This window comes from Peribacillus sp. QJM3NY_7 (assembly GCF_056173225.1).
This window is the reverse complement of the sequence record NZ_CM149663.1, coordinates 2780374-2805040: the sequence shown is the minus strand read 5'-3', so window position 1 is coordinate 2805040 and position 24667 is coordinate 2780374. Positions and strand designations below refer to the sequence as shown.

26 protein-coding genes are annotated in these 24667 nt (G+C 35.8%); 19 read left to right on the top strand and 7 right to left on the bottom strand.

Going from position 1 to position 24667, the window contains the following annotated elements; translation table 11 throughout:
• Nucleotides 1-8 precede the first annotated feature (8 nt).
• Nucleotides 9-287, top strand: coding sequence for an HNH endonuclease (locus AC0VX1_RS13380; RefSeq protein WP_330501063.1), 279 nt, complete (start codon nucleotides 9-11; stop codon nucleotides 285-287).
• Nucleotides 288-330: 43 nt separating this feature from the next.
• Here the strand turns inward: AC0VX1_RS13380 and AC0VX1_RS13375 are convergent, their stop codons facing one another.
• Nucleotides 331-852 carry a DUF2179 domain-containing protein gene (locus tag AC0VX1_RS13375; protein ID WP_034306915.1) on the bottom strand — a complete coding sequence of 174 codons (522 nt, stop codon included), beginning with the start codon at nucleotides 850-852 and terminating at the stop codon, nucleotides 331-333.
• 242 nt (nucleotides 853-1094) lie between these two features.
• Here AC0VX1_RS13375 and AC0VX1_RS13370 point away from each other — a divergent pair, with 242 nt between their 5' ends.
• From AC0VX1_RS13370 to AC0VX1_RS13360, 3 genes are all read left to right on the top strand, one after another.
• Nucleotides 1095-1439, top strand: coding sequence for an avidin-fold protein (locus tag AC0VX1_RS13370; RefSeq protein WP_098936439.1), 345 nt, complete (start codon nucleotides 1095-1097; stop codon nucleotides 1437-1439).
• Between the two features lie 27 nt (nucleotides 1440-1466).
• Nucleotides 1467-2036 (top strand): histidine phosphatase family protein, encoded by a 570-nt coding sequence (locus AC0VX1_RS13365; RefSeq protein WP_413010113.1) that lies wholly within the window; start codon nucleotides 1467-1469, stop codon nucleotides 2034-2036.
• Nucleotides 2037-2105: 69 nt separating this feature from the next.
• Nucleotides 2106-2813 (top strand): NAD(P)H-binding protein, encoded by a 708-nt coding sequence (locus AC0VX1_RS13360; protein ID WP_475467473.1) that lies wholly within the window; start codon nucleotides 2106-2108, stop codon nucleotides 2811-2813.
• A 230-nt stretch (nucleotides 2814-3043) separates the two neighbouring features.
• Here AC0VX1_RS13360 and AC0VX1_RS13355 read toward each other — a convergent pair whose 3' ends face one another.
• Nucleotides 3044-3223, bottom strand: coding sequence for a DUF4180 domain-containing protein (locus tag AC0VX1_RS13355; RefSeq protein ID WP_413009971.1), 180 nt, complete (start codon nucleotides 3221-3223; stop codon nucleotides 3044-3046).
• Nucleotides 3224-3673: 450 nt separating this feature from the next.
• Here AC0VX1_RS13355 and AC0VX1_RS13350 point away from each other — a divergent pair, with 450 nt between their 5' ends.
• The 4 genes from AC0VX1_RS13350 (at nucleotide 3674) to AC0VX1_RS13335 (ending at nucleotide 6254) form a co-directional block, all read left to right on the top strand.
• Nucleotides 3674-4090, top strand: a complete 417-nt coding sequence (locus AC0VX1_RS13350) for a BlaI/MecI/CopY family transcriptional regulator (RefSeq protein ID WP_048680873.1) — start codon at nucleotides 3674-3676, stop codon at nucleotides 4088-4090.
• Entirely contained in the window at nucleotides 4090-4941 is an 852-nt protein-coding gene (locus AC0VX1_RS13345; protein WP_475467469.1) for a M56 family metallopeptidase, read from the top strand. Before AC0VX1_RS13350 ends, AC0VX1_RS13345 begins: the two co-directional genes overlap by 1 nt.
• 71 nt (nucleotides 4942-5012) lie before the next feature.
• Nucleotides 5013-5441, top strand: a complete 429-nt coding sequence (locus AC0VX1_RS13340) for a DoxX family protein (RefSeq protein ID WP_340862038.1) — start codon at nucleotides 5013-5015, stop codon at nucleotides 5439-5441.
• A gap of 387 nt (nucleotides 5442-5828) precedes the next feature.
• A complete protein-coding gene (locus AC0VX1_RS13335; protein WP_413009966.1) occupies nucleotides 5829-6254 on the top strand; it encodes a VOC family protein in 426 nt (141 codons plus the stop codon).
• 175 nt (nucleotides 6255-6429) lie between these two features.
• Here AC0VX1_RS13335 and AC0VX1_RS13330 read toward each other — a convergent pair whose 3' ends face one another.
• Nucleotides 6430-6564, bottom strand: coding sequence for a hypothetical protein (locus tag AC0VX1_RS13330; protein ID WP_413023686.1), 135 nt, complete (start codon nucleotides 6562-6564; stop codon nucleotides 6430-6432).
• Nucleotides 6565-6766: 202 nt separating this feature from the next.
• On the opposite strand from AC0VX1_RS13330, the gene AC0VX1_RS13325 reads away from it, so the two are divergent.
• Nucleotides 6767-7546, top strand: coding sequence for a hypothetical protein (locus tag AC0VX1_RS13325; RefSeq protein WP_264641298.1), 780 nt, complete (start codon nucleotides 6767-6769; stop codon nucleotides 7544-7546).
• A 232-nt stretch (nucleotides 7547-7778) separates the two neighbouring features.
• Here the strand turns inward: AC0VX1_RS13325 and AC0VX1_RS13320 are convergent, their stop codons facing one another.
• Entirely contained in the window at nucleotides 7779-8432 is a 654-nt protein-coding gene (locus AC0VX1_RS13320; protein WP_063576161.1) for a 2OG-Fe(II) oxygenase, read from the bottom strand.
• A 514-nt stretch (nucleotides 8433-8946) separates the two neighbouring features.
• Here AC0VX1_RS13320 and AC0VX1_RS13315 point away from each other — a divergent pair.
• A complete protein-coding gene (locus AC0VX1_RS13315) occupies nucleotides 8947-9516 on the top strand; it encodes a kinase (RefSeq protein ID WP_413023688.1) in 570 nt (189 codons plus the stop codon).
• A gap of 62 nt (nucleotides 9517-9578) precedes the next feature.
• Here the strand turns inward: AC0VX1_RS13315 and AC0VX1_RS13310 are convergent, their stop codons facing one another.
• The 3 genes from AC0VX1_RS13310 to AC0VX1_RS13300 all read right to left on the bottom strand — a co-directional run bounded on the left by AC0VX1_RS13310 (nucleotide 9579) and on the right by AC0VX1_RS13300 (nucleotide 12536).
• Nucleotides 9579-10367, bottom strand: coding sequence for a HipA family kinase (locus tag AC0VX1_RS13310; protein WP_098185951.1), 789 nt, complete (start codon nucleotides 10365-10367; stop codon nucleotides 9579-9581).
• 607 nt (nucleotides 10368-10974) lie between these two features.
• Nucleotides 10975-12063 carry a glycosyltransferase gene (locus tag AC0VX1_RS13305; RefSeq protein WP_475467465.1) on the bottom strand — a complete coding sequence of 363 codons (1089 nt, stop codon included), beginning with the start codon at nucleotides 12061-12063 and terminating at the stop codon, nucleotides 10975-10977.
• A complete protein-coding gene (locus AC0VX1_RS13300; RefSeq protein ID WP_475467463.1) occupies nucleotides 12063-12536 on the bottom strand; it encodes an NUDIX hydrolase in 474 nt (157 codons plus the stop codon). Before AC0VX1_RS13300 ends, AC0VX1_RS13305 begins: the two co-directional genes overlap by 1 nt.
• Nucleotides 12537-12868: 332 nt before the next feature.
• Between AC0VX1_RS13300 and AC0VX1_RS13295 the strand changes: the two genes are divergently transcribed.
• The 9 genes from AC0VX1_RS13295 to AC0VX1_RS13255 all read left to right on the top strand — a co-directional run bounded on the left by AC0VX1_RS13295 (nucleotide 12869) and on the right by AC0VX1_RS13255 (nucleotide 24579).
• The gene (locus AC0VX1_RS13295; protein WP_475467461.1) at nucleotides 12869-13465 is read left to right on the top strand and encodes a serine/threonine protein kinase; all 597 of its coding nucleotides are present in this window, start codon (nucleotides 12869-12871) and stop codon (nucleotides 13463-13465) included.
• Nucleotides 13466-14347: 882 nt separating this feature from the next.
• A complete protein-coding gene (locus AC0VX1_RS13290) occupies nucleotides 14348-14965 on the top strand; it encodes a hypothetical protein (protein ID WP_475467459.1) in 618 nt (205 codons plus the stop codon).
• A gap of 860 nt (nucleotides 14966-15825) precedes the next feature.
• Nucleotides 15826-16731, top strand: a complete 906-nt coding sequence (gene galU, locus AC0VX1_RS13285) for a UTP--glucose-1-phosphate uridylyltransferase GalU (protein ID WP_054395745.1) — start codon at nucleotides 15826-15828, stop codon at nucleotides 16729-16731.
• Between the two features lies 1 nt (nucleotide 16732).
• Complete coding sequence (locus AC0VX1_RS13280) at nucleotides 16733-18052, top strand: UDP-glucose dehydrogenase family protein (RefSeq protein ID WP_475467457.1); 1320 nt, start codon at nucleotides 16733-16735, stop codon at nucleotides 18050-18052.
• A 394-nt stretch (nucleotides 18053-18446) separates the two neighbouring features.
• On the top strand, nucleotides 18447-20222 hold the full coding sequence (locus AC0VX1_RS13275) for a glycosyltransferase (RefSeq protein WP_475467456.1): 1776 nt from the start codon (nucleotides 18447-18449) through the stop codon (nucleotides 20220-20222).
• Nucleotides 20209-21390 carry a hypothetical protein gene (locus AC0VX1_RS13270; RefSeq protein WP_475467454.1) on the top strand — a complete coding sequence of 394 codons (1182 nt, stop codon included), beginning with the start codon at nucleotides 20209-20211 and terminating at the stop codon, nucleotides 21388-21390. The genes AC0VX1_RS13275 and AC0VX1_RS13270 overlap by 14 nt, the downstream gene beginning before the upstream one ends.
• A 343-nt stretch (nucleotides 21391-21733) precedes the next feature.
• Nucleotides 21734-22738 (top strand): NAD-dependent epimerase, encoded by a 1005-nt coding sequence (locus AC0VX1_RS13265; RefSeq protein ID WP_063577735.1) that lies wholly within the window; start codon nucleotides 21734-21736, stop codon nucleotides 22736-22738.
• Nucleotides 22739-23023: 285 nt separating this feature from the next.
• Nucleotides 23024-23356 carry a hypothetical protein gene (locus tag AC0VX1_RS13260; protein ID WP_475467452.1) on the top strand — a complete coding sequence of 111 codons (333 nt, stop codon included), beginning with the start codon at nucleotides 23024-23026 and terminating at the stop codon, nucleotides 23354-23356.
• A complete protein-coding gene (locus AC0VX1_RS13255) occupies nucleotides 23353-24579 on the top strand; it encodes a glycosyltransferase (protein WP_475467450.1) in 1227 nt (408 codons plus the stop codon). The genes AC0VX1_RS13260 and AC0VX1_RS13255 overlap by 4 nt, the downstream gene beginning before the upstream one ends.
• Nucleotides 24580-24667: the final 88 nt, after the last annotated feature.

Here is a 24667-nt window from a genome sequence, read left to right as displayed (position 1 = left end):
GTAATGTAATGATAGGTACTTGTAAGCTTTGTGATAGGGATGAGATAGAACTGACCATCCATCATTTAACACCTAGAGAATTTGGCGGAAGCCATTTACCAATAGCCTATCTCTGTAAATCTTGCCACAAACAGATTCACGCACTGTATTCAAACCGAGAACTGGCCATCCGACTAAATACCGTGCTTTTGTTAAAAGATGATGAAGCATTAAAAAAATATTTAAAGTGGATTAAAAAACAACCGGTTACAAGGGCAGTGAGAATAAGAAAATCAAAAACGAAATAAAGCAAAAGCCCATCTTAATAAGGTGGGCTTTTGCTTTTCATTTTCAGCTTGCTTTATTTTTCAACCGATCCAATAAAAATCCACCTTTAAAATAACGTGGTTCATATGAAATGATGAAAGCCTTAGGTTCAAACTTTTCAACGGTTGCTATCAATTCTTGTTCCCGATTGCGTTTGGTCAAGATTTCCATACGATAACGGTTGCTATCCCTGCCCTCGCCCGTATAAAGAGTTACACCAAATCCGTTGTTCCTCAATGTATCTACCAAATGTTCATTTTTGGTTTGAGTATTAACGGTTACATTAATAAAACCGATGGCAAGTTTTTGCTCAATTTTCGTACCAAAAATTATTCCGATTCCAAAACCGACTGCATATACAACCATGGCGAGTATGCTTTGGTCACCGCCAAATACGAGGGATAATCCAAAAACGTATATTAACATTTCTGCGATACCCAGTATCGAGGCGAGTATGGTAATATTTTTTACTAAGAAAATGGTTCGCAATGTGTAAATTGGAACATAAATAAGTTGTAATAGTAGAATCAGAAGTATTTCTTTCACTTGAGCACCTCACCAAAATCTTCCAGTTTGATTAGACGTTTCAAATTATGAATTGTTCATTCCATAAGTAACATCTTCCCTAATATAACCACATCATAATAGGGGAATTCAATGGGGAATATTATGTATTTTTTGTGTCATTTCAATGGACACAGAATTAAAAATCCCATAAGATTTTTCAATATTCTTTTTTTAATTAATTTGGTATCATTATCCTTATTAATTCATATGGGGGAATGATGATGTTTAATTATGATGGTCGGATATTCAAAGCTAAAATCAATTCTGAAAATGGAGAAGTGTCAGGAAATACCACCTTCCACTATTCACAAGATGGCTCAATTCTTTCAGCAAGTTATCAGGGGGGAGAGATTGTTAAAGGGACTTTAATAGGGCTGGTCAATCTGGATGGAACTCTGGAATTTAGATATAATCATATCAATGAAAAAGGGGAAATTAGAGGAGGCAGCTGCCTTTCCACCCCTGAAATGCTGCCTGATGGAAGGTTGCGCTTGCATGAAAAGTGGAAATGGTCAGATCTCGAACGGACTGAAGGACATTCCATCATTGAAGAAGTGAAAAAATAACAATCTACTTAGAGGGGTTTGAGGACAATTACTACTATTTGTTTAGTGCGGCATGGTCAAACAGATTGGAATGCACTAGGAAAGCTGCAAGGGCAGACTGATATTCCTTTAAATGAACTTGGAAAGATACAGGCACGGCAATGTGGTGAATTTTTGTCAAAAGATGATTGGGATGTAATTATTACAAGCCCCCTGAAGAGGGCAAGGGAGACGGCGGATATCATTTCGCACTATATTGAAGTACCGGTTATTGAAAAAATGGAATTCATTGAAAAGAATTTTGGCGTCGCTGAAGGAATGACTGCAGCGGAAAGGAAGTCTGCATTCAGGGATAAAGATTATCCTGGTCAGGAAAATCAGGAATCTCTACGAAACAGGCTGATGAATGGACTCCAGGAAATTCAGAAGGAGTATCCTGAGAAGAAAGTTATACTTGTTGCACATGGAGCCGTCATTCATTTTATTTTACGCTTGATGTCAAATGAGTCAATCATATCCAACGAAATGCGCTTGTTCAATGCATGTTTGAGTACGATTAGATTTGAAGTTGATTCTTGGATAATTGATGATTTCAATCAAGTGAATCATTTATCTTAGTCCTATTAAGCTAGGTTAGTTAAAAAGAAAATGGGTGTTTGAAAAGCTAATTATAGAAAGAAGGAAATCATGACTAATAAGAAGGCATTGATTTTAGGTGCTACAGGTATGGTAGGCACCCAGTTGGTTAAAGAGCTAGGCAAAAGCAAAATCTATAGTGAAATCCATTTGCTGACAAGAAGGGCACTGAAACTCACCGATCCCAAATGCATAGGACATATTGTGGATTTCGATAATTTATCCAAGTATGCCGATTTGTTCATAGTCAACGATGTGTTCATTTGTTTGGGTACAACTATTAAAAAGGCTAAATCGAAGGAAGCATTTCGTAAAGTGGATTATGACTATGTAATTGAAGCAGCTAGATTGGCGAAGACATCCAATGTTGAAAAAGTACTCGTCATTACGGCCATGGGTGCCAATTCCAAATCAAAGTTCTTCTACAGCCGTGTTAAAGGTGATGTGGAAGGGACACTACAACATCTGGCATTGAATACTGTACATATTTTCTGTCCTTCCCTACTTCTTGGAGAACGAAAGGAATTCAGGGCAGGTGAAAAGATTTCTGGGCTGCTAAGTACTTTTGCAAAATTTGTCTTTGTAGGCCCTTTACGTCCATATCGTGCAATAGAAGCAAACAAAGTAGCTGCTGCAATGTACGTTGCGGCCCAAACGACGGCAAAAGGATATCATTTTTATGATTCTGCTGAAATAGAGGAATTTGCACAAAGAGTTACGATTAATAGTGATCATCCGGATAAAATAGTAAAAAAATAGATACAAGTTTCCTGTAAAAATGAAGGTTTTTAGAAGACCATGCCGACGATATACTGAAAACGGGCCCCAATAGGCTCGTTTTTAAATTCCTGTGTAATAAAGGTGGAGAACCAGAAGGTCTTGGTAATAAGCAATGCCAAAGGTTTTTAGTTGTTTCTATAGCTGAGTTAGCTCAATAAGAAAACCGAGTATAAAGATCCAGGTCTTTTTTAGAAATTTTCTGGTAATGTTTATAGTGCTTTAGACAAGTTATCGATCGCTTCTTGTTCTGATGGAACAAAAAAAACATTGTTCCCTTTATTACACTCATAAATGAAATCTTTCAGTGGTTTACTGGTATAAGATGAAAAATCCCCTATGATTGCAAATTCAATATGGAAGTTGCAAATTTTCGAAGGATCCTCCTGCAAGTTTTGTACTTAGCTATAAAAAATCTTCTGAAATTGCTTCTTGTTTAGTGCTATTCGACTGCTACCGGTTTTGCTGCTAATAGTCATAATAATATCCAATGCACTTTGTGTTCCTTTCAGCTGGTTATCTAAATAATGAAGCCCTAGATAAAATTGACTTCCTTTTTTATAAAGCATTTATAAATTTGAGGAAATGGAGGACAAAGGATTACTATTAATTATAAAAACGTGCCTGTAAAAGGCTCGTTTTAGACTGTAGTCAAACTCGAATAAAAGCCAGTTTACCTACATTTTTTTATCTATAAACGTATCATTTGATTGGAACGGAAGGTAGGAGACTACTGAGGTTAAAGCAAGTACCTGGAGTGAAAATCAATGTTCAAATCTTCCGGATGAAACTTGATTGTAACAGTGATTTCCACTACAATTTGTAGTGGGAGGTGGAAAAGGATGAATATTAAAAATTTTAAATATGATGAAGTTGGACTGAATCGTTTCTTTGGTCCATTGGAAGCAAATATCATGGAATATTTATGGGATAAAGATGAACAAAGCATTAAAGCGGTTCAACAATCATTGGAACTTGACAAACCTATCAATTTCAACACAGTAATGACCGTCATGAATCGTTTAGTCGAAAAAGGCATTCTTGAAAAGAGGTCTGAAGGAAGGCTTTCATTATTTCGCCCGGTGCAGTCCAAAGAGGAGTTTTTTGAAGAGCAGTCAAAGAAACTGACTGAGAACTTGCTGGATGAATTTGGTGGAGCGGTCATAAGCCATATGCTGGATGCCATGAAAGACGCAGACCAAGGTTTAATTGAAAAATTGGAACAAAAAATTCAATCGTTAAAAAAGGATAAATTATAATGTGGAAGAGAAAGTCTTATTTTGTGATAAGCCTGAGTCTTTTAATTGCCTGTGTGGTATGGTGCCAAATGGGAGCTTTTTTAGTACACATCTTTTTTGGCGTGAATATTAAATCTAATTTCTTTAAATTTTGTTTTAGTTTATTCAAGGAAGATTCAGTATACTACTTTGTGGTCGTTACACTGCTCAGTATAATAATATCCTATAGTATATTGAGCACCTTATTCAAAATTGCAGAGCAATATTTCTTATCCAGAAGGTTTAAACAAAAGCTTTTTCTTTCAAAAAACGTTGATATGACAAGGAATGTAAATGAAACATTCAATCGGGTCAACAATGATATCTTAGTTGTGAACGCTGAACAGCCTCTTGCGTTTACGCTTGGTTTCAGGCGGCCTTTCATTGTGTTCAGTACTGGTTTAATTCGATTACTGGACTTTGATGAACTAGAAGCGGTAGTGGAGCATGAGGCCTTTCACCAAAAGAAATATGATCCACTGGTCATCTTTATTTTACAGTTGATTTCAAATGCGTTATGGTTTGTCCCATTGACAAAATGGTGTCATAAAAATTACAAAATAATAAGTGAATTATCAGCCGACGAAAATGCGATTCATAAAATGGGGACTGAATTAGGAATAAGTGCCGCTTTATTGAAGTTAATTAAACATGGGTGCACAGATAAATCCTCTCCTGTCCTTGTTCATTTCTCGAATGAATCAGTTAACTATAGACTTCAGCAATTAATTGATCCCCATAAAACAATTCCTTTAAGGGCTGAAACTACCACGATTTTTGTTTCCATTTATGTTTTGGTTATCCTTATCGGAATGACTATAGTGATTGTCTGATGACTTTCACTTGATTTTTTTACCACCTTACACTACACTTTGTAGTGTAAAATAAAAAAAGGAGATGTGTCATGAATAAACAAGAAATAGGTACCTTTTTATTAAGAGTTATGTTGGGAATTTCTTTTTTCTTGCATGGTTTGTCAAAATTTAAAGGTGGATTGGAAAACACTTCAGGGTGGTTTCAAAGTATAGGCATTCCGGGATTCATGGCCTATGTAGTCGGTATGATTGAATTGGTTGGAGGAATTGCTTTAATAATAGGTCTTGGAACAAGAATAATTTCTGCCCTCCTTGTATTCATCATGGCTGGTGCAATTGTTTATGTGAAATTCCCAGCAGGTTTTATGGGGAATGGAGAAGGCTCAGGGTATGAACTGGATCTCGTTCTTATGATTATTGCCCTTCACCTAGTATTGAATGGAAGCCGCTTCCTATCTATAGACTCTAAATTACCAAAACTAAAAAAAACACAGGATTGGGATAGGATAGCAAGCTAATAAGATTAAGCGACAAAAATTCCAACACTTTTTTAAGCATTCTTGAGGCATGATACCGGTAATCTACTAGGGTCATGCCTATTTCATTTCATCTATTATTATTTGAAGTGCTTCATGATTTGAAAAACCACGAATAAAAGAAGTTTCCCATAACTGCCATAACGTGACATACTTTGTCTATACATCAAGAACCTTGGAATTTTCAATTCAACATTTATAAAATTTGATAGTTTTCAGTAAATTCCCATTGACGAACGCATGTTCTATGTTATAAAATTCAATCATGGGTAATAATGGTATAGTGATTATTGCCATTGACAGTTCAAAGCAAGCCTGGAAATTTCCAAGCTTAGTAAAAAAATTCAAAGCAAAAGGAGTTATCTAATTATGACCATGCGATTATCTCCATATTTAATGATGAATGGAAATGCGAAGGAAGCGATTCAATTTTACGAAAAAGCATTGGATGCCAAAGTCCTCTTTAAACAAACTTTTGGAGAAATGCCAGAAAATCCTGAATTTCCTCTGCCAGAAGAAGCAAAGGATCTTTTGGCACACGCAATGTTAAAGGTTGGGGAAACGGACTTCATGTTTTCGGATACGTTTCCAGGTCAAACCAGTCAATCTGGAGATCAAGTCACGATCTGCATTTCAATTAACGAAATTGAAAAATCAAAACGAATCTTTGAAACTTTGTCGCAAGGTGGAGAAGTGAAAATGCCTCTGCAGGAAGCTTTTTTCAGCCCTGCTTATGGGATTGTAACAGACAAATTCGGTGTAACCTTTCAAATTTATACAGAGGGTGAAAAATGATTGGTTAAATAATAACAGCTGCTTTGGTGAATAGTTGCAGCTGTAATGTGTGAATAAATAAATCCCGATTTCTCATTAATATTACTGAGAGACCGGGATTTTTAAGTATGACTCTTATCTCTTTTCATAGGGCATCAAAAGATCCCCCACGGAAGCATATAAGATAACATCACGTTTATAGATTAAGTAGGCGTCCATTCTCACTGTCACTGGATTCTAGATTCAATCTGAATGTATATATAGCTCGTAACTCCACCAATGAAATCATGAATACGTAGTTTTCTGGTTCCACAATTTTACTCTGATACATTATCGTTATCTCCCTGTGATATTCGTCATATATTCTTCATCTATTTGTTCTTTGTTTAGAATATGCCTATGCTATTATTTAAAACATTGACATACAAATTAGGCTCTTCTTTGTAAAAATTTTTCCTTTTAATCAGGTACAGGTACTATCATATCATTCGAAGTAACAATTCATTGCGTAATAAGGGGAAAGGGGAAACAATGTGAACACAGATCAAGCTTTCGACCTGCTAAAGGATGCAGGAGTAACAGAAAGCAGTAGTATACAAACTGTTAGACGCTGGCTTCGTGAAGGTAAGATTAAATATGAGGGAGGCAACGGGAATAGGAAAACCGGGTACATAATGGATGACACAGATCAAGCATTTGAAATGTTAAAAGATGCAGGAGTAACAGAAAGTAATAGTGTACAGACTGTCAGGCGCTGGCTTGGCGAAGGTAAGATTAAATACGCCGGGAACGGAAAGAGGAACACCGGATACATAAGTGATGACACAGCTTCAAAGCTTGCTATAAATGATAGTATAAATCAAAATAAGGACGAAATCATACACCGATTAAAATTAAAAATACAAGCTCAAGAAAAGCATATAGAAGGTATCGAAGAGCTTCATGAGACAGCAAAAAGAATATTGATTCAGCAAAGGGATATGTTCAAAAAGGAAGTTGCCATTCTAAAGAATGAGAAAAGTGAATTACAAAATGAATCAAAGGATTTATTAAAAGAAAATATTGAATTACGTAATGAATTGATAAAATTAAAAGAAAAAATCAGAAACAATTACATGATTGACTCCACTATTCAATCCAATGATTATAGTGAAAAATTAGGGCTTTCTAAAATGGCGAGCGATAAAGAAGTATTGGCAGAATATAAAGGGTTACTAAAAATAACTCATCCAGACCATAATGGCAACGCGAAGGTATTTCATTACATTAAGACTGATTACGATAATTTTAGAAAGAGCAACAAAGGTAAATGAATAGTGAATGCATGCAAAGGTATTTTTACATCAAACCTAAAGAAAACCCTAGGGGAAAAGCGTAATTTGAAACGTCGGAAATAGTTTGATGGGACGAAACAGTGTCAATTTAGACTATTGATCATTATTTTTTGTTTGGCGATTTTAAATAGGGGATTTTTAAATGAACGAATAGGTGCCTTTGTTCATTAGGCACCTAAATTTGAGGCTTTTAAAGTCTATCGTTTACACATCATGAGCGGCTACTCTGTCTCCTCATCCATTGTGTTGCAACCCATTTTTCCCCCGTGATAACGGGCGCCCCACCGTGTAAAGTTAGTTCGTTTAGGTTTTTATCGTTGTAAAAATATTCGAAATACACAGCCATTCCCTTTCGCGGGGATACTGAAAAATTCAATTTAGGAAAAAAAGTTTCCCCTCCATGTTCCACATCATTTAAGTACAAGATGATTGTGCTAATTCTATTATTTTTTGCGGCAATACTTGAAGATGTAAAAAAATCAAAATGAGCTTTATACTCTTGTCCAGGAGTGTATTTAAGAATTTGAATACCCTCTCCATGTTCAACGGGTATATTCATGATTGTTGATATCCTTTTTTCAATTTTGGTAAGGATGTCATATTCATTTTCTTGAAAAAACATACTGCTGCTTGTTCTTATCTCATTTACTTCGTGCGTAACTCCAATTTTGGAACGATTCATTTTGTCTTTTGACATTTCAATAAGTCCGTCACATTCTTCGTCACTCAAAACATTTTCTAAAACTACAATTAGAGGTTCTTCTAATCTAGCAACTACATTTATTTCTCTGTCTTCCGTTTTGATTTTATTTCCAATATGATTAAAAATCGTTTGTTCTTTACTTGTTTTATTATCCACTGTCAACTTTCATCGACTCCCAAAAGAATGAATTTTCAGAACAAAATGTTTGGATTATTCTGTAAGCGTTTTCCCATGTTAATTATACCATGAACATTGATATGTATCTGTTACTTATTTCCGTCGACAAGTAAAAATTACTGGATGAACTGGCGCTTGACTATAGCAAACTTTAATCTTTTACATAAAATATAGGAAGCTCACAATATGAACAAGTCTCTTTGCATAGATTTTCATGTGTGTATTTTCACTAAAATCCTTACGTGAATTTTTCCTTCTGTTCAAATAAGAGTAAAAATGATGCTTGCTTGTTCACATTTTTGTGAAAGGTATATCATTCCTCTTTTATGATTGAAGGGTTTATATAAGCTATTCTCTTAACCCTATAATCAAAGCCGTTTTCTTTCAGAATGTGCACAATGACAAGGGGACGGAGGATTCATCACCAAGAATCTTAGAGAAAAAGAGACAAAGGATAAAAAGTAATAGTACGATAGTGAATATTAAGGAGTGATTGAAAGTGGAAGACTTTAAATCTATCTGTGTTACTGAAGGAATTAAAAAAGTGGATGTGATAAAAAATCCGACGTCGTTTCCACTGATCGGAAAGGGGGCGCAAGGGGCTGTTTTTAAAATTTCTTCAGATAAATGTGTGAAAATTTGTGCAAAACCAGAATTTGCAGCTAAAGAGGGAAATGTATTAAAAATTGCACAGGAGTCTCCCGCTATTCCACGGCTTTATGAGGTGGGGCATAACTATATTATTATGGAATATCTTGAAGGGCCAACTTTATTTCAATATTTAGAATCTGGGGGGATCCTATCCGAAAAATTGATGAGGCAAATTCTTTTTGTTTTAAAAGAAATGAAGCGATTAAAGTTTACCAGATTGGATGCCGATTTGCGCCACATTATTGTAACTAAGGAAGAAGAGTTAAAAGTAATAGATCATTATAGCTCCTTTACACGGATTCGAAACAAACCAGAGTTGATATTCAAAGGCCTAAAAAAGTTAGGTCTATTACCAATTTTCTTGGAAGAGTTAAGAGAAATGGATCCCGAATCCTATATAGAATGGAAAAATTTATAAATAAAAAAAGTAACTCCTTTAAAGCAAATAAGAGTTACTTTTTTCTATGGAAAAAACCAGCGTTATTTGGGATTGCTATGATGCTGGATGATACGTTCAACGATTTCAGGCAATTTATTTTTCTGTTCTAAAAGAAACTTGTAGAGAGCATCTCTATCCTTCGTTTTCACATTCCACTCTTTAGGGATGGATTCGATTACTTGATAGATCGATTTGTTCGGCAATTTCACAATTTTTTCTATAAACGATGTAAGCTCTTTGTGATCATCGAGAAGAGAGAAGGCCCACTTATAAAAAGGCCAATGGTAGTTATATACCGGTGTTTCACTTAATGTTTGAGCAGACCATTGGTAGCGTCCTGGAAAAACTCTGCCATGATCAATCATATGGACATAATATCCGCCATCGCTGAGATTTTCCAAAATGACATTCATCGTACCTCGATCAGAGTTATTCACCCATTGGTCGAATACCGTTATACCGGCAAGCATATCCCGGTTTTTAACATCCGTCTTTGTGGGAGGATTTTCTCTAACATTCTCGAAAACGGTACTGTTTCTAATAAATACACAGCCATATTGGTATCCAGAACTATAGTTGTGTTTAGTGGATTGTAATTCAGGCGTCTTCTTGATGAAATCTTCCGGTATATATACAAGATCAAATGGGATAACGGGAAGTGAAAGGAGCTCTGCCAACTTTCCGATCAGGTATTCATTGACCACTTCCTTTTCTCTGTCTTTCTTAGTATCGAACCACTTCACGACATATTCTTTACCATCGCTGAAAAGAATGACATGTGCGGTTCCGCCCCTTAATGTTTGTACATATTTAACTGGATATTTTGTCATATCACTTTGTCTCCTTTAAAAATATTTGTCTAGCTCTTTTTCATTTTCACCTTATCTTTTTTATTAACATTATTGCTTCTGTATTGATTGATGAAATTCGTTTTAAGTTTCGGTAAATGACTTTTCTTTTCTAAAAAGAAATTTGTACAGCACTTCACTTTCTTCCTTTGGGAAGGAATACAAATGATGTTAAAACCCTTCATTTAGCATAGTACCTGAGAACTCATTTTTGCATACTACGATATCACCCGAATTCTGGGATCAATCATATGGACAAAATTGGTGCCTTCACTAAGTTCTAGTAAAATACTTTTCTCGATAAATAAACACGAATAGTGGATCTGAACTAAATTTGTATTTTTGGAATGTAATTTAGGAGTATTTTCATGATTTCGTCATGGGTATAAATTAGTCCGACGGGGACAAAAGGAAGGAACATTGCTAATTTATTGCACACATACTCAATTACTACTATTATTGGTTCTTTTATTTTCAGTGCCATTCATTTAATTACAAACTTTTTACCATCGCTAAAAAGAATGACATGTACCTTTCCACAAATTAATGATTTTACGAGCTCAACAGGTTATTTTGGACTGACTCATAGTTAATTAATTTCGTTGTTTTTTTCTATTAAGCTGTATAGCCTTTGTTGTTCGATGATTTGTTTATTCAAATCGAAATTTTCATCAATTATCTGTCTTGCACTTCTGGTATATCTCTTCCATACTCTTGGATGACTCAGGAAATATTTTAGACCTTGAGCCAATTTTAAATCATCTTTCTCAGGAACAAGGTAACCTGTTTTTTTATGCTCAATCAATTCCGGAATCCCACCGTGAAAGGTGGAGATGACTGGTAAACCACTTGCCATAGCTTCTTTTAATGCATTTGGAATCCCTTCTACATCACCATCTTCGCCTGTTTCACTGGCAAGGCAAAAGAGGTGGGAATCTCTTAATTCGTTAGAAATTTGGTTTGAATCCATTGGTCCTCTAAGAAAAACGCGCTCGTTTAATTGATTTTCATCAATGAAAATTCTTAACTTCTCTTCATCTTTACCTGTCCCAATGATGTGCAGTGTCGTTCTTGGGTATTCCTGATGAATCCGTTGAAAAGCCTTCAAAAGTGTAAGGAACCCCTTTTTCTCGACAAGTCTGGCTACGGACAAGATTCGGATTTCTCCTTCATTAGGTAGGGAACGTTGGACAAATGGGTATAAATCTAAATCCAGCCCCCCATATAGTACATGTATTTTATCTTCTTTAAATCCTAATTTTTTCAATTCATCTGCAAGAAAATGGCAGACTGAAAAACAAGCAGCTCCATGTTTTACTAAATTTTGATATCGGAGGACATTTTTGCGAAACCTCTTATATGTTTGAGTGGAAGAATCACGTCCTCGAAAATGAACAACCAAAGGAATATCATACTCAATAGCTGCTGGTAATATATCGATGGAATGTTTCCCTTGATGAGCGTGAATCGCAACGACATTTTGCTCCTTAAAGAAGGCTCCAAGGTTTTGAATTTCGTTCAAATTATAATAGTGTTCAAACTGATATTGAACATTGTCGCAATTTGGGTATGGGCCTATAACAATAGGGAGATATTGATCCAGCATAATGATCTGATTGTACATAAATCCTTGATTGATTTTTATAGGTTCTCTAATGTAAAAAGCGATTGTCTTCACTATTTCAATCCCTTTCTTCTCTCTAAAATCAAATTTTCGATAAAACTTTGAAATATTTGTCGATCTCGTTCAGATAGATCTTTCGGAAAAGCGGACCATTTAAAAAATTGTACTTTTTGTATTTCTATATCATCAGCCTTTAAATCTCCGCTGAGTATTTCTTCGGTAACGTAAGCAATGTTGACTGAAAAGTATTGATCACCATTAGGCAGCTTCGTAAAATAGTCCTTCCCTGAAAAAACGCCAATTAATTGAAGGTTACCGATGTTAATTCCTGTTTCCTCCAAAATTTCACGTCTGCATGCCTCTTCCGCAGATTCTCCTAATTCGATGAAGCCGCCTGGCAATTTCCACATTTTTTCGGATTGTACCATTAGAAAACGGCTGTTCTGATCGATAACCAAAACGGTGACCCCAGTAAGTATCAAAGTTCTAGTTCCAACGAGAGCACGTAAATCTTCAATGTATCCCATCTCAAGTCTCCTTTCTGATCTTTTTTGGTTAATCTACTTTTATAGTAAATGCAAAATGGAAAAGATTCGAAACGGACAAGTACATATATTTGTTTGTTTTTTGTAAAGTTCTTAATTTTATGTGTATGAGCATAAGACACTGAAGAAATGCTGGGAAAAGCTTTCCTTAAGAGAATTATGCATCAATTGCTAATATCTCGTCCTTAAGAACTCAGAAAAGAAGGGATGACTTAATTTTGTGAAAAAGTGTTATTACCCTAAAGCAAATATTCAATGATTTCATAGTATAGATATTATGATTATTAATAAGCAGAAAAGTGGTGGTAGGTTCGATGATTGATTTTAAATTAATAAGGGTTGAAAGAATAGAAAAGAACGGTAAAAAGGAACTTCTTATTCATAATCCAACCACATTAAAACTAATTGGGGCAGGAAGTCAAGGTGCAGTTTTTCAGCTTGATGAAGATATTTGCGTAAAAATCTATGTCAATCCCAATGCAGCAACTAAAGAGGGGAAAGCGCTTGAAGCAGCGAAGGATACCCATATTGTTCCAAGGTTATATGAAGTCGGTCCAAACTATGTAATTATGGAGTATTTAAAAGGTCCCAATCTAAAAGATTATTTGAAAGGGAAGCAAGATATTCCCGAATCGATTACAGAACAAATCATAATGATTCGAAAGGAACTGAAGAGAGTTGGATTTATTAGAATCAAGACCTCAATCGGACATTTTGTTGTAACAAAGGGAAATGTGCTGAAAGCAATCGATCATTCAGATGGCCTCACAATGAATGATCCATATAATCCAAAGATGTTTCGTGATTTAAAGAAATTGGGGTTATTGGATACTTTCCTGAAACAAGCAAAGAAAATCGATCCTGAATCGTATGAAGAATGGCAAAAAAATATCGACTTCAATGCGATATAAATGAGAATATGCGAAAGTGGTGCTTAAAAGATGTTAAGTGGGCCAATATCGCAAAAAATCCATGATGATTTCCTACAAATCCAATTATGTCGTACAAGCAGGGAAACTTAAAAGAGGAAAGTCGAACCCTTAACGTAAAGGAGTTCGGCTTTTTAGTTTGGAATTATCCCAGACTCTAAAATTTTGCGAAATGGGCGGAAAAGCATTATTTCTCCCGTTCGCAAAAGTGCATGTTCGGCAGTTATAAGGACAAATTACAATATTCGTAAAATCATTTTTACAACCAGATAACGATTTTTCCTTATTAAAGTGGTTTTTTTGAATTTTTTTTGGGAGATGGTATAAGTTTAACGTCTACACATGACAAACGCTCAGTCATTCAAAGGCTTGTTGAATAACTATAGAAAGAAAGTGATGGTTGTTTATCTATGAAAGATCTGTCTATGCAAATAAGAAAATCGGAAACCACATGTATGGTTTCCTAAACTAAAAAGAGGTGATTCATTTTCAAACATCCCTAAATTTGACACCAACCATTTCGACTAAGACTGCTTATACAGTTCCATTCTTTGGGCTTCCATTACTCTTGAAGTATCAGACCGGAATGATTACGATGGATCAGTTGTTGTCCCGATACAATAAATTATAAGTACATTGCTATTATTATGATCGGCAACGGCAACACAATCATGTCGACAATACTAAGAAATGGTGAAATAGCCTATCTCCGATTGTCCATATACTGATTCTGCAACAAAAGTTATTTACTAGAAACATAAAAGGTGAAAGTAATTTCAATTGGGAAGACGATTTTTCCAACTCACAATATGTAATTCAAATGTGCCTCCATAACCAATAAATAGTGAAAAGGGTGGGAACCTAATGGGTAAAAATGATCAAACAGATAATCACAAGGAAGACAATAGGAAAAAATATAACCATATATTAGAAAATATTCAAGGCCAACTCCAACTCCAAGAACAAAAACAGAAGGATCTTCAGGTTCAACTTCAGAATCAATTAATTAAACAACAAAATGATACTTTAAATAAAATCTTACAAGAAATAACGAAGATTTCACAACCACTGGAAAAAATTCAAGACCAACTCCAACTCCAAGAACAAAAACAGAAGGATCTTCAGGTTCAACTCCAGAATAAATTATCTAAACAACAAGATGAGCATTTAGATAAAGTCTTACACGAAATATCGAAGCGTTCACAACCACTAGAAAAAATTCAAGACCAACTCCAACACCAAGAAGAACAACAGAAGGAACTTCAGATTCAACTTCAGAATCAGTTAATAAAACAACAAGATCAAACTTCAGATAAAATCTTGCAAGAAATAACGAAGATTGCACAACCACACCCCCCCTTATTAAAATCACCTTTTAGCATAATCGATACCCTTGATTTAGATGTAGAAAAAAAAGCGCAAATTGCGATGTTTATAGCAAATAGCAGTAGTGGTAATAAAAATGAAGATGAAACTCAATAAAGAAGAAGAGGCTGTTAGAGCCTCTTCTTCTTTATTTGAAAAAAAGTTCATTTCCATCGGATTCCGGTGCACAGTAGTTGCCATACGTCAAAACTAGACGAAGGTTGCAAATGGAGCGAAATGACTCATTAGAATTGTATCCAATATGCTAAGTTTTGCTCTTCACGTACCGAGAAAGTAAAAGTGTTGCATTAGCCTCTAAAAGGATGATAAGTGTTATTGCTTTAGGAGTGAAATTCCTTAACTATATCCATTCAACATAGATCGAATTCTTATTAAAAATGGATGGGGTTAAAAAAACCTCCCCTTTCATTTGAAAATTCCCACCTCAAAATCATGAATACAGTCCGTCATATATTTTAAAATGGCTGTTTTCACATACTTTGTTGCTATTTACCAAGTAGTGAGGTGTGGTTGATTTCCCCTTCACCTGTCCCGCCACTCCCGCAGGAGTCTCGCACTTCCGCTCCAATCAACCTTAGATAGTTTCGTTTAAAAACAACAACCTTTACGAAAAGAGCCTTTAAAATTAAACAAAAAACTGATCCTGCGATGGAGTTTTTCAAAGAAAGAGAAAGGGAAATCGGTTAGGCTACTGTACCGGAAAAAAAAAGCTCTACAGTAGTTAATCCAAACCGTATATCGATCATTTCAACCTCCATTACATAAAAAGTGTAATGCAGGTTTTAAAGGGCACTAACCGACAGGATGCGGGGCCCGGCCACAGCCAGATTGGAATTCTTCCATATATATCCTACTGGCCCCTGTTAAATAAAAATGGACGAATTGGGCTACTAACTAGACCGTAAGTTGTCCTATTGCATATAAAGGATTAATGAATGACAAAAGGGAGGCAGCTTATGAAAATCCGAAAGGCCATTATTCCGGCCGCAGGTCTAGGGACCCGATTTTTACCTGCTACAAAAGCTCAGGCTAAGGAAATGCTGCCGATTGTTGATAAACCAACGATTCAATATATTGTTGAAGAAGCAGTAGCTTCGGGCATAGAGGAAATAATTATCATAATCGGTAGAGGAAAAAGATCAATAGAGGATCATTTTGATAAATCCTATGAGTTGGAAGATGCACTTTTAAGAAAAAATCAGCTCGATATTTTAGAGGAAGTTCAGAAAATATCCAGCTTGGCAAATATCTATTATGTCCGCCAAAAGGAGCCAATGGGGTTAGGACATGCAATTCTCTGTGCTAAAAGCTTCATTGGAAATGAACCTTTTGCGGTTTTGTTAGGGGATGACATCGTTATGTCTAATACACCCTGTCTGAAACAAATCATCAATGTTTTTGAGTATTGCAACAGTTCCGTCGTAGCTGTTCAGAATGTTCCAGAAAAGGATGTCAGTAAATATGGAATTATTAAGCCAAAAGGGACAATGATTGAGCCAAACCTTTTCCATATTGATTCTTTGGTGGAAAAACCGAAAAGGGAAGAGGCTCCTTCCAGATATGCGATAATGGGGCGTTATGTTTTTAGACCCGAGATTTTTGAAACATTATCAAAGCTTCCTGTTGGACATGGTAATGAATTACAACTTACTGATGCCATAAATGAGCTAAATAAGCAGCAGGCCGTATTAGCATATAACTTTGAGGGAAACCGATATGATATTGGTGATAAAGTTGGATTCATTAAGGCAACAATAGACTTTGCTTTGCGCAGGGATGATATAAGAGACGAGGTACTTTCCTATTTAAGGGATGTAAATAAGAAAGAAAACCTCCAAATTATAAAGAGAGAGCTTGAATAATATGAAAATAGCTGTTTTGGGTACAGGTTATGTCGGTCTGTCCACTGGTGTTTGTTTGTCAGAAATAGGTCATAATGTCATTTGTATCGATACAGATGAACAGAAAATTAAAAGTTTACGTCAAGGGATTTCCCCAATATATGAACCGGGTCTGGAGAATTTGCTTGCTCAAAATGCTGCAGCGGGTAGACTGCTATTTACTACATCTCATCGAGAAGCGCTAAATGGTGCCGAGATTATCATCATTGCCGTAGGAACACCGCAAATGGAGGATGGGGGAGCAGATTTATCTTATATTGAGCAGGCCGCGAAGGATATTGCTGCGAACCTGGTACAAAGTTCAGTAGTCGTTATAAAGAGTACTGTGCCTGTTGGTACCAATGATTTTATTAAAAGCATCATTGAAGAACATTGTAACGAAAGTGTCAGCTTTAATATGGTTTCAAATCCTGAATTTTTAAGACAAGGGTCAGCCGTCATGGATACGATGCAAGCAGATCGAATCATAATCGGTTCTGAAAATGATGAGGCTGCTAAGAAAGTGCAAGAAATGTATCGTCCGTTAAATGTACCATTTATACTAACAAGCATTCGAAGTGCGGAAATGATTAAGTACGCCTCTAATGCCTTTTTGGCGACCAAGATTAGCTTTATCAATGAAGTTGCCAATTTATGCGGAGTAGTGGGTGCAGATGTTAAAGATGTAGCACAGGGAATGGGAAAAGATAAAAGGATCGGAGAAGCTTTTTTACAGCCCGGCATTGGTTATGGAGGATCTTGTTTTCCAAAGGATGTTAAAGCGTTGCTTCATACTGCCAATTTAAATGGAGTACATTTTTCCCTGTTAAAAGAAACAGTAGCGATCAATGATTTTCAGCAGGAGCTTCTTGTAACCAAAGCGATAAATCGCTTAGGAGATTTAAAAGGGAAAAAAGTTGCAATGCTTGGTCTCGCTTTCAAGCCAGAGACAGACGACATGAGGGAAGCTCCATCAATCAAAATTGCGCGTTCATTAACCAAACTTGGAGCAGAAGTGGTAGCTTATGATCCGGTTGCAGTGGATAATGCGAAGATCATATTAGGGGATACAATCAGGTTTGCCAGCACAGTCCGCGAAGCGGCAGTGAATGCGGATGCTGTATTCATTGTTACCGAATGGAAAGAGTTTAGACTTTTAGATTTGAAAACATTGATGACAACAATGAGACGGCCAATCGTTTTTGATGGTAGAAATTGTCTTGAAGAAGATCGAATCAGAGCGTGCAAGAAAATTGAATATTACCCAATAGGAAGACCAGCAATTGTTATTGGAATGACATAAAGCGAAAAAATTTTTCTAACACTTCTTTAACTCAGACATGATTTTTTGAAAACGTATATTAGGTTCAAACTGGCAATGCAGCACCTTTGATCGTATCTTGGGTGCTTTTTTATATTTCTTAAAAAGAAGAAAAATCAACATCGACGATTAAAACCTTAATTAACATCAACTATACATGTTTTTTTATTATCATTGTTTGTAAATGATCTTGTGTCATGGCACCTACTTAAATCCCCTTTGTATTAGACAAACGCATACTCTCTGCGATTTAGCTTTACTGTATGTTATTAGTCCATGCGTACCTAGGGAGTCCTGCATAATATACTTGAAAAGGTCCAGGAAATTTGCTTACTATGCATGAAAGGAGATCATTTATTTGCACACAGTTATGCATTTGAATTTAAGAGTTGATCCGACCCAATATATCTCACAGATTCGAGAAGTTCCTGATTATGATTATATTCATATGGTACGACAACCTAAGTATATGATAGATCTTTCCCTTTTAAATGAGAAGGTTCATTATCTCAATGAAGTTTTCTCACCAAAAGAATATGTAAAAAGAAATAATATCTCCCTATTACATGCTCATCATGGCCAATTAGGGATGTTATTACTTCCTTTTAAAGAGGAAACAAACATTCCGTTGGTAACAAGTATTAGAGGCCGGGATGCAACCCTGGCCAATCAGCCCATTGGCTATCTAGATAACATGAAAATGCTATTTGATCGAGGGGAGCGTTTTTTCCCAGTTTGTCAGTATTTAGCAGATAGGTTAATTGCTTGGGGTTGTCCTTCAGAAAAAATTAGAGTGTTATATGGGGGCGTTGACCTTAACGAATTCAAATACCGGGCACCACATAAAGGGGATTCTCAAAACATTCTATCCATCGGTAGGTTAGTGGAAAAAAAAGGACATCACATCTTAATGCAAGCTTTCCAAAAAATCAGAGGTAAATTTCCAAATGCAACCTTGACGATTATCGGAAGAGGGGAGCTTGAAGAATATCTCATTTCATTGGCAAATCAACTTAATTTAGGAGACTCTTTTCGTTTATTAAACCATCTCCCTAAAGATCAAGTACGAGAACAAATGACCAATGCAGATATATTTTGCGCCGCGAGCTTAGAAGCTGCCGATGGAGATGTAGAAGGTATACCTAATACATTAAAAGAAGCTATGGCGATTGGAGTACCAGTGATTTCGACCAATCATGCCGGTATCCCTGAATTAATAACAAATAACAAAGAAGGGGTTTTAGTACAAGAAAAAAATGTGGATGAACTGGCAGATGCTCTTGAATTTATGCTGACGAACAGAGAGATATGGGAAACATATACAGTAGCGGCTCGTCAAAAAGTGGAACAAAACTTTAACCTCGCCCAACAACTTCAACAACAAGCTGAATTTTATGATGAACTTGTAGCCCCTTATAAAGTAGGTAAACGATATTTAGTAACACCGCGCCAAATAGATAAAAAAGTCCTTAAGGAGACTCCACAGCCTCAACTGCAAGGAAAGGTTGATGGCGAAAAGATAGCGCCTAGAAAAAAAGCCGAAATAGCCAGAAAAGCCCTTATTTATATGCAGCAGCTTCAGCATCTTCAAGAGCTTGAAGAGTTTGAAGAGTTTGAAAAGCTTCCACAGCTTCAGCAGTTCCAGAAACTTCAACAGTTCCAGAAACTTCAACAGTTCCAGCAGCTTCCACAGCTTCAGCAGCTCCAACAGCTCCAACAGCTTCCACAGCTTCAGCAGCTTCAGCAGCTCCAACAGCTCCAACAGCTCCAACAGCTCCAACAGCTCCAACAGCTCCAACAGCTCCAACAGCTCCAACAGCTTCAGCAGCTTCAGCAGCTTCAGCAGCTTCAGCAGCTCCAACAGCCCCAACAGTTTCAACAGCTTCAAGAGCTTCAAGAACTTCCACAGCTTCAAGAGCAGACTAAGTCTAAGGTCAAAGATGAACTTGTAGCATCTAATAAAAAAGACAAAAAAGCTAAAATTCAACAGAAGGCTAAAGGTAATGATGAAACAATGGAATCTCATAAAAAAGAAAAAAAAAGTCAAAAAGCCGAAAAAGTAAAAAAAGCTCTTAATAAAATTCAGCAGTTTCAACAGTTTCAACAGCAGGCAATAGATGAGCAGTTAGGAGGAGATCATGGAGGACTTTAAAACCATTACTGTTACCAAAGGTGAAAAATCTTTGGAAATTAACAATCCAACTACCTATTCGCTGATTGGAATGGGTGCTCAAGGTGCAGTTTTTCAACTTTCAAAAGATAAATGTGTAAAAATCTATTCAGACCCAGTACAAGCAAAAATGGAGGAAGAAGCTCTTGCAGCTGGAAAACATCTACCCTTTATGCCTTTGGTATATGATACAGGACCAAACTATATAGTCATGGAATATTTTAATGCCCCGACCTTAAAAGAATATCTGAGAAATTGTACCTATATCCCTGATTCTATTGTAAAGAAACTTCTCTATATATTAAAGGAATTAAAACAAGCAAAGTTCACCATGATAGATGCCCCCCTACGCCATATTTTTGTCGTCGGTAATGAGGAACTTAAGGTGATTGACCATGTGAATTCCTTTAAAAGGATACACCCTGTTCCATTAAAATTATTAAGAGATTTGAAAATAATCCTTTTAAAGGACTCGTTCCTAGATCAAGTGAAAAAGCTTGAACCGGATACCTTCAATGAGTGGGAGGGTTATTTCAATCAAAATAGTTTGGACTTTAGAAATATTCCAGTCCACTCAGGAGGTTCAGGTAATGGAGTGAAAGTGGATAGCGCCATAACACAAACCCTCATTGGAAAAGGACATCAAGGTGCTGTTTATCGAGTGTCTGAAGAGACATGCGTTAAACTTTACGGAAAAACTGAACATGCAAATCAGGAAAAAATGGTTCTTTTATCAAGTCAAGACTTGCCCTTTATACCGAAAGTTTTTGAATCAGGACCCAATTATATTTTAATGGAATATCTATTAGGACCAGATTTAAATACGTTTCTTAAAAAACAATCTGTACTTTCTGTGGACATCACAAAACGGTTACTCTTTATATTAAAAACAATGGAAAAATCAGGTTTCAAACAAATTGATGCCCCATTACGACATATTATTGTAACCAAGAATGGTTTTAAATTAGTCGACCATGTGTACTCTTTTTCACGAGAACAAAAAAGACCTCTCGAGTTATTTAAAGACCTGCGAGAAAGAAATTTTTTAGATGCTTTTTTAGAACAAGTGAAGGCGTTAGATCCCGGTACGTATGCTGAATGGACAAAAACACCAATCCCATTAGATGAAAATGAAAATACCCTTGTATAGTCATAGTTATCTAACAGTAACCGAGCATTTAAAAAACCGATGATGATTTCGCATTCACCGGTTTCCAAGATGGTTTTAGTATTAAGTGCTAGTTCACAGCGGGTATAAGAGTGAATAACCTCATGAGGCTTAAAGCCAAAAAGATAGCATGAATTGGTGGTTTACGAATAAAACGTAAGTCTCTCTCCAATGAGAATTTTGAGTTTATTTCCTCTTTTTATCCGTCATGAATTCTGTTCTGTTGGTGTAAAGAATCGAAAGTATCACTGTATAAATAATGTAGTCAGTGTTCCGAAAAAGGTGTCAGAATCCTAATGTAATAGAAAGGGTTGGAATTAATGCTATGAACATTTTAGTAACAGGGGCAGCAGGATTCATTGGTTTCCATTTAACAAAACGTTTGTTAGCCCTAGATAACAAGGTTATTGGAGTAGACAATATTAATGATTATTATGATGTTATTTTAAAAAACAATCGACTGAAGATATTAGAAGAAAACCCTGATTTTGAATTCCACAAAATGGATTTGTCAAACAAAGAAAAATTAAATCAATTATTCAAAGACAGAACCATTGATATAGTGATTAACTTAGCAGCCCAGGCTGGAGTACGTTATAGCATAGAAAATCCGGATTCTTATGTTAATTCCAACCTTGTTGGTTTTGTCAATATCTTGGAGGTTTGTCGACACAATAACGTAAAGCACTTAATTTATGCATCCTCTAGTTCTGTATATGGAGCAAATACTAATATCCCCTTCTCAACCAAAGACCCAGTGGATCATCCAGTAAGTTTATACGCTGCCACTAAAAAGTCTAATGAATTAATGGCTCATACGTATAGTCATTTATATAATATTCCAACCACAGGACTCCGTTTCTTTACGGTGTATGGCCCATGGGGGAGACCTGATATGGCTTATTATTCTTTTACTAAAAATATTATCGAAGAGAATACAATAAAGGTTTTTAATAATGGAGATATGAGAAGAGACTTCACTTATATTGATGATATTGTTGAAGGAATAGTCCGGTTACTTGATAAACCACCGATTCATACTATTGGATGGGACAGAGCTAACCCTGATTCAAGTTCAAGCTATGCCCCATACAAAATTTATAATATCGGTAACAATAAACCTATAAAATTAATGGATTTCATTAACACATTAGAAAAACTAATTGGCAAAAAGGCAAAAGTAGAATTCTTACCAATGCAACCGGGGGATGTTAAGGAGACATATGCAGATATTGCCGATTTACATGCTGATGTGGGGTTCCATCCTTCAACAACAATAGAAGAAGGTTTAGCTCATTTTGTAAATTGGTACAAAAAGTACAATAAATAAGGAAAAGAAACAGAAACAGTGAGTTTTACCAAATGGGATATTAATCGATAAAAAATAAAAGTAGGAATCTCTTTTGAAGTCCAGCCTTGAGGAAATTTTACTTGTCATGGGTGTATGTGAAAAATAGGTGTTGTCAAACTTCAATGTGCATATTAGGCAGCACTGATCAATAAATTTAAAGTATAATATGTAAAAACCCAAAACCAAAGAATGGGTATATGGACGAATAATGCAAGTGAAAATATAAATTAAAATTTTTGTAAGTTATTAAAAGGAGAAAGTAATTTGAATCCTGAAAATATGAAAACTCCATTGGAAGTTCTTAATGAGTATAATTTGTCAGATTTTCTCATGACATCCATTAAACGAAATTCAACAAAAAAGCCTCTATTCAAATTAAATCCTCTGTTTGAAAACTACTTTAAAGTTTGTTCTGAAGACCTGCCATTTAAAGACATTTATAAAGCCGATTCTATGTTCCCTCAAGAATTTCACAAACAAGTGAAACAAATTACAGAACGAGGAAAATTAAAAAAATCAGGCAAATATCATGAACTTTTAGTTTTAGCAGAACGCGAAAAGAGAAAATTTCTTATTAAAGGGACTGGGGTGGAATGAAAACCATTGCTTATTTTGTAAGTGAAAACATTAAAACACACCAACGTTTTATATATAATCAAATCGTAAAAATAACTAACTATCGCACAATCGTAATCGGCCCATTCGACAATACCGACCGTACAGAATTCCCCTTTGAAAACTACTATAATATAAACAAAATTAAAGATCTAAAAAAGTTCTTCGAAGAACAAGATATCATAGCCATTCATGCTCATCATGGATCACACGGACAAGAGATTTTGCCATTATGTGAAAAATATAATATTCCTTTGATTGTTAGCATTAGAGGACGAGATGGTTCGGACAGACCGGAAATTTTCAAAAAAAATGCTAAGCGATATTCAGCATTAAATAAACATGGTGCACACTATTACCCTGTATGCCAATATCTTGCAGAAGGATTAAGAAGGTTAGGAATTCCGGCTAAGAATATGCATATATTATATGGTGGTATCGAATTAGATCTTTTCCCCTATTCTAACCGCACTCTTCCTAGAGTAGGCGAAATAAGAGTTCTATCGGTAGGTAGACTTGTAGACAAAAAAGGATTTGTTACTCTTATAAAAGCATTTAAACGCATTTATTCACAATATCCAAATGCTAGGCTGCATATTATTGGAGCAGGTGAAGATGAGAAACGAATTAAATCCACCATAGCAGAATATAACCTGAAAGATGTTGTGATTCTTAGAGGAGCTATGGATTCAAAACAGGTTTCGGACGAATTGAAAAAAGCCCATATCTTCTGTCTAGCAAGTCAGACAGCTAAAAATGGTGATATCGAGGGTATTCCTAATGCCTTAAAAGAAGCAATGGCTAGCGGTTTACCTGTCGTTTCCACTCGACACGCAGGAATCCCGGAATTAATTGAACATCAGAGAACAGGATACCTAGCTCCAGAAAAAAATGATATGGAGTTAGCGAAAGGCATACAATTCTTTATAGAAAATCCAGATATTTGGACCGACTATACGGAAAGAGCACGGAAAGTCATTGAAGAAAAATTTGATGTCAATAAACAAATTATTGAGCAACAAAGACTATATTCTCTTGTTAATACAGTGAAAACAGAAACGGCAACGAAAAAGAAAACGTATAAGCAATCGGAATCGGAAAAGAAAACCAAAGCGGAATCGGAAAAGAAAAAGGAAATGAAAAAGAAATCGAAAACAAAAACGAATACGCAAACGAAAACGGAAAAGAGTAAAAAGAAAAAATAAATCAAGTTAGGAAACAGCGGTGCGTGAAGGAAAAGAAGAATAAATGACACTCTTCCAAATTATTGGTAGGTAAAATGATTAGAGTGTA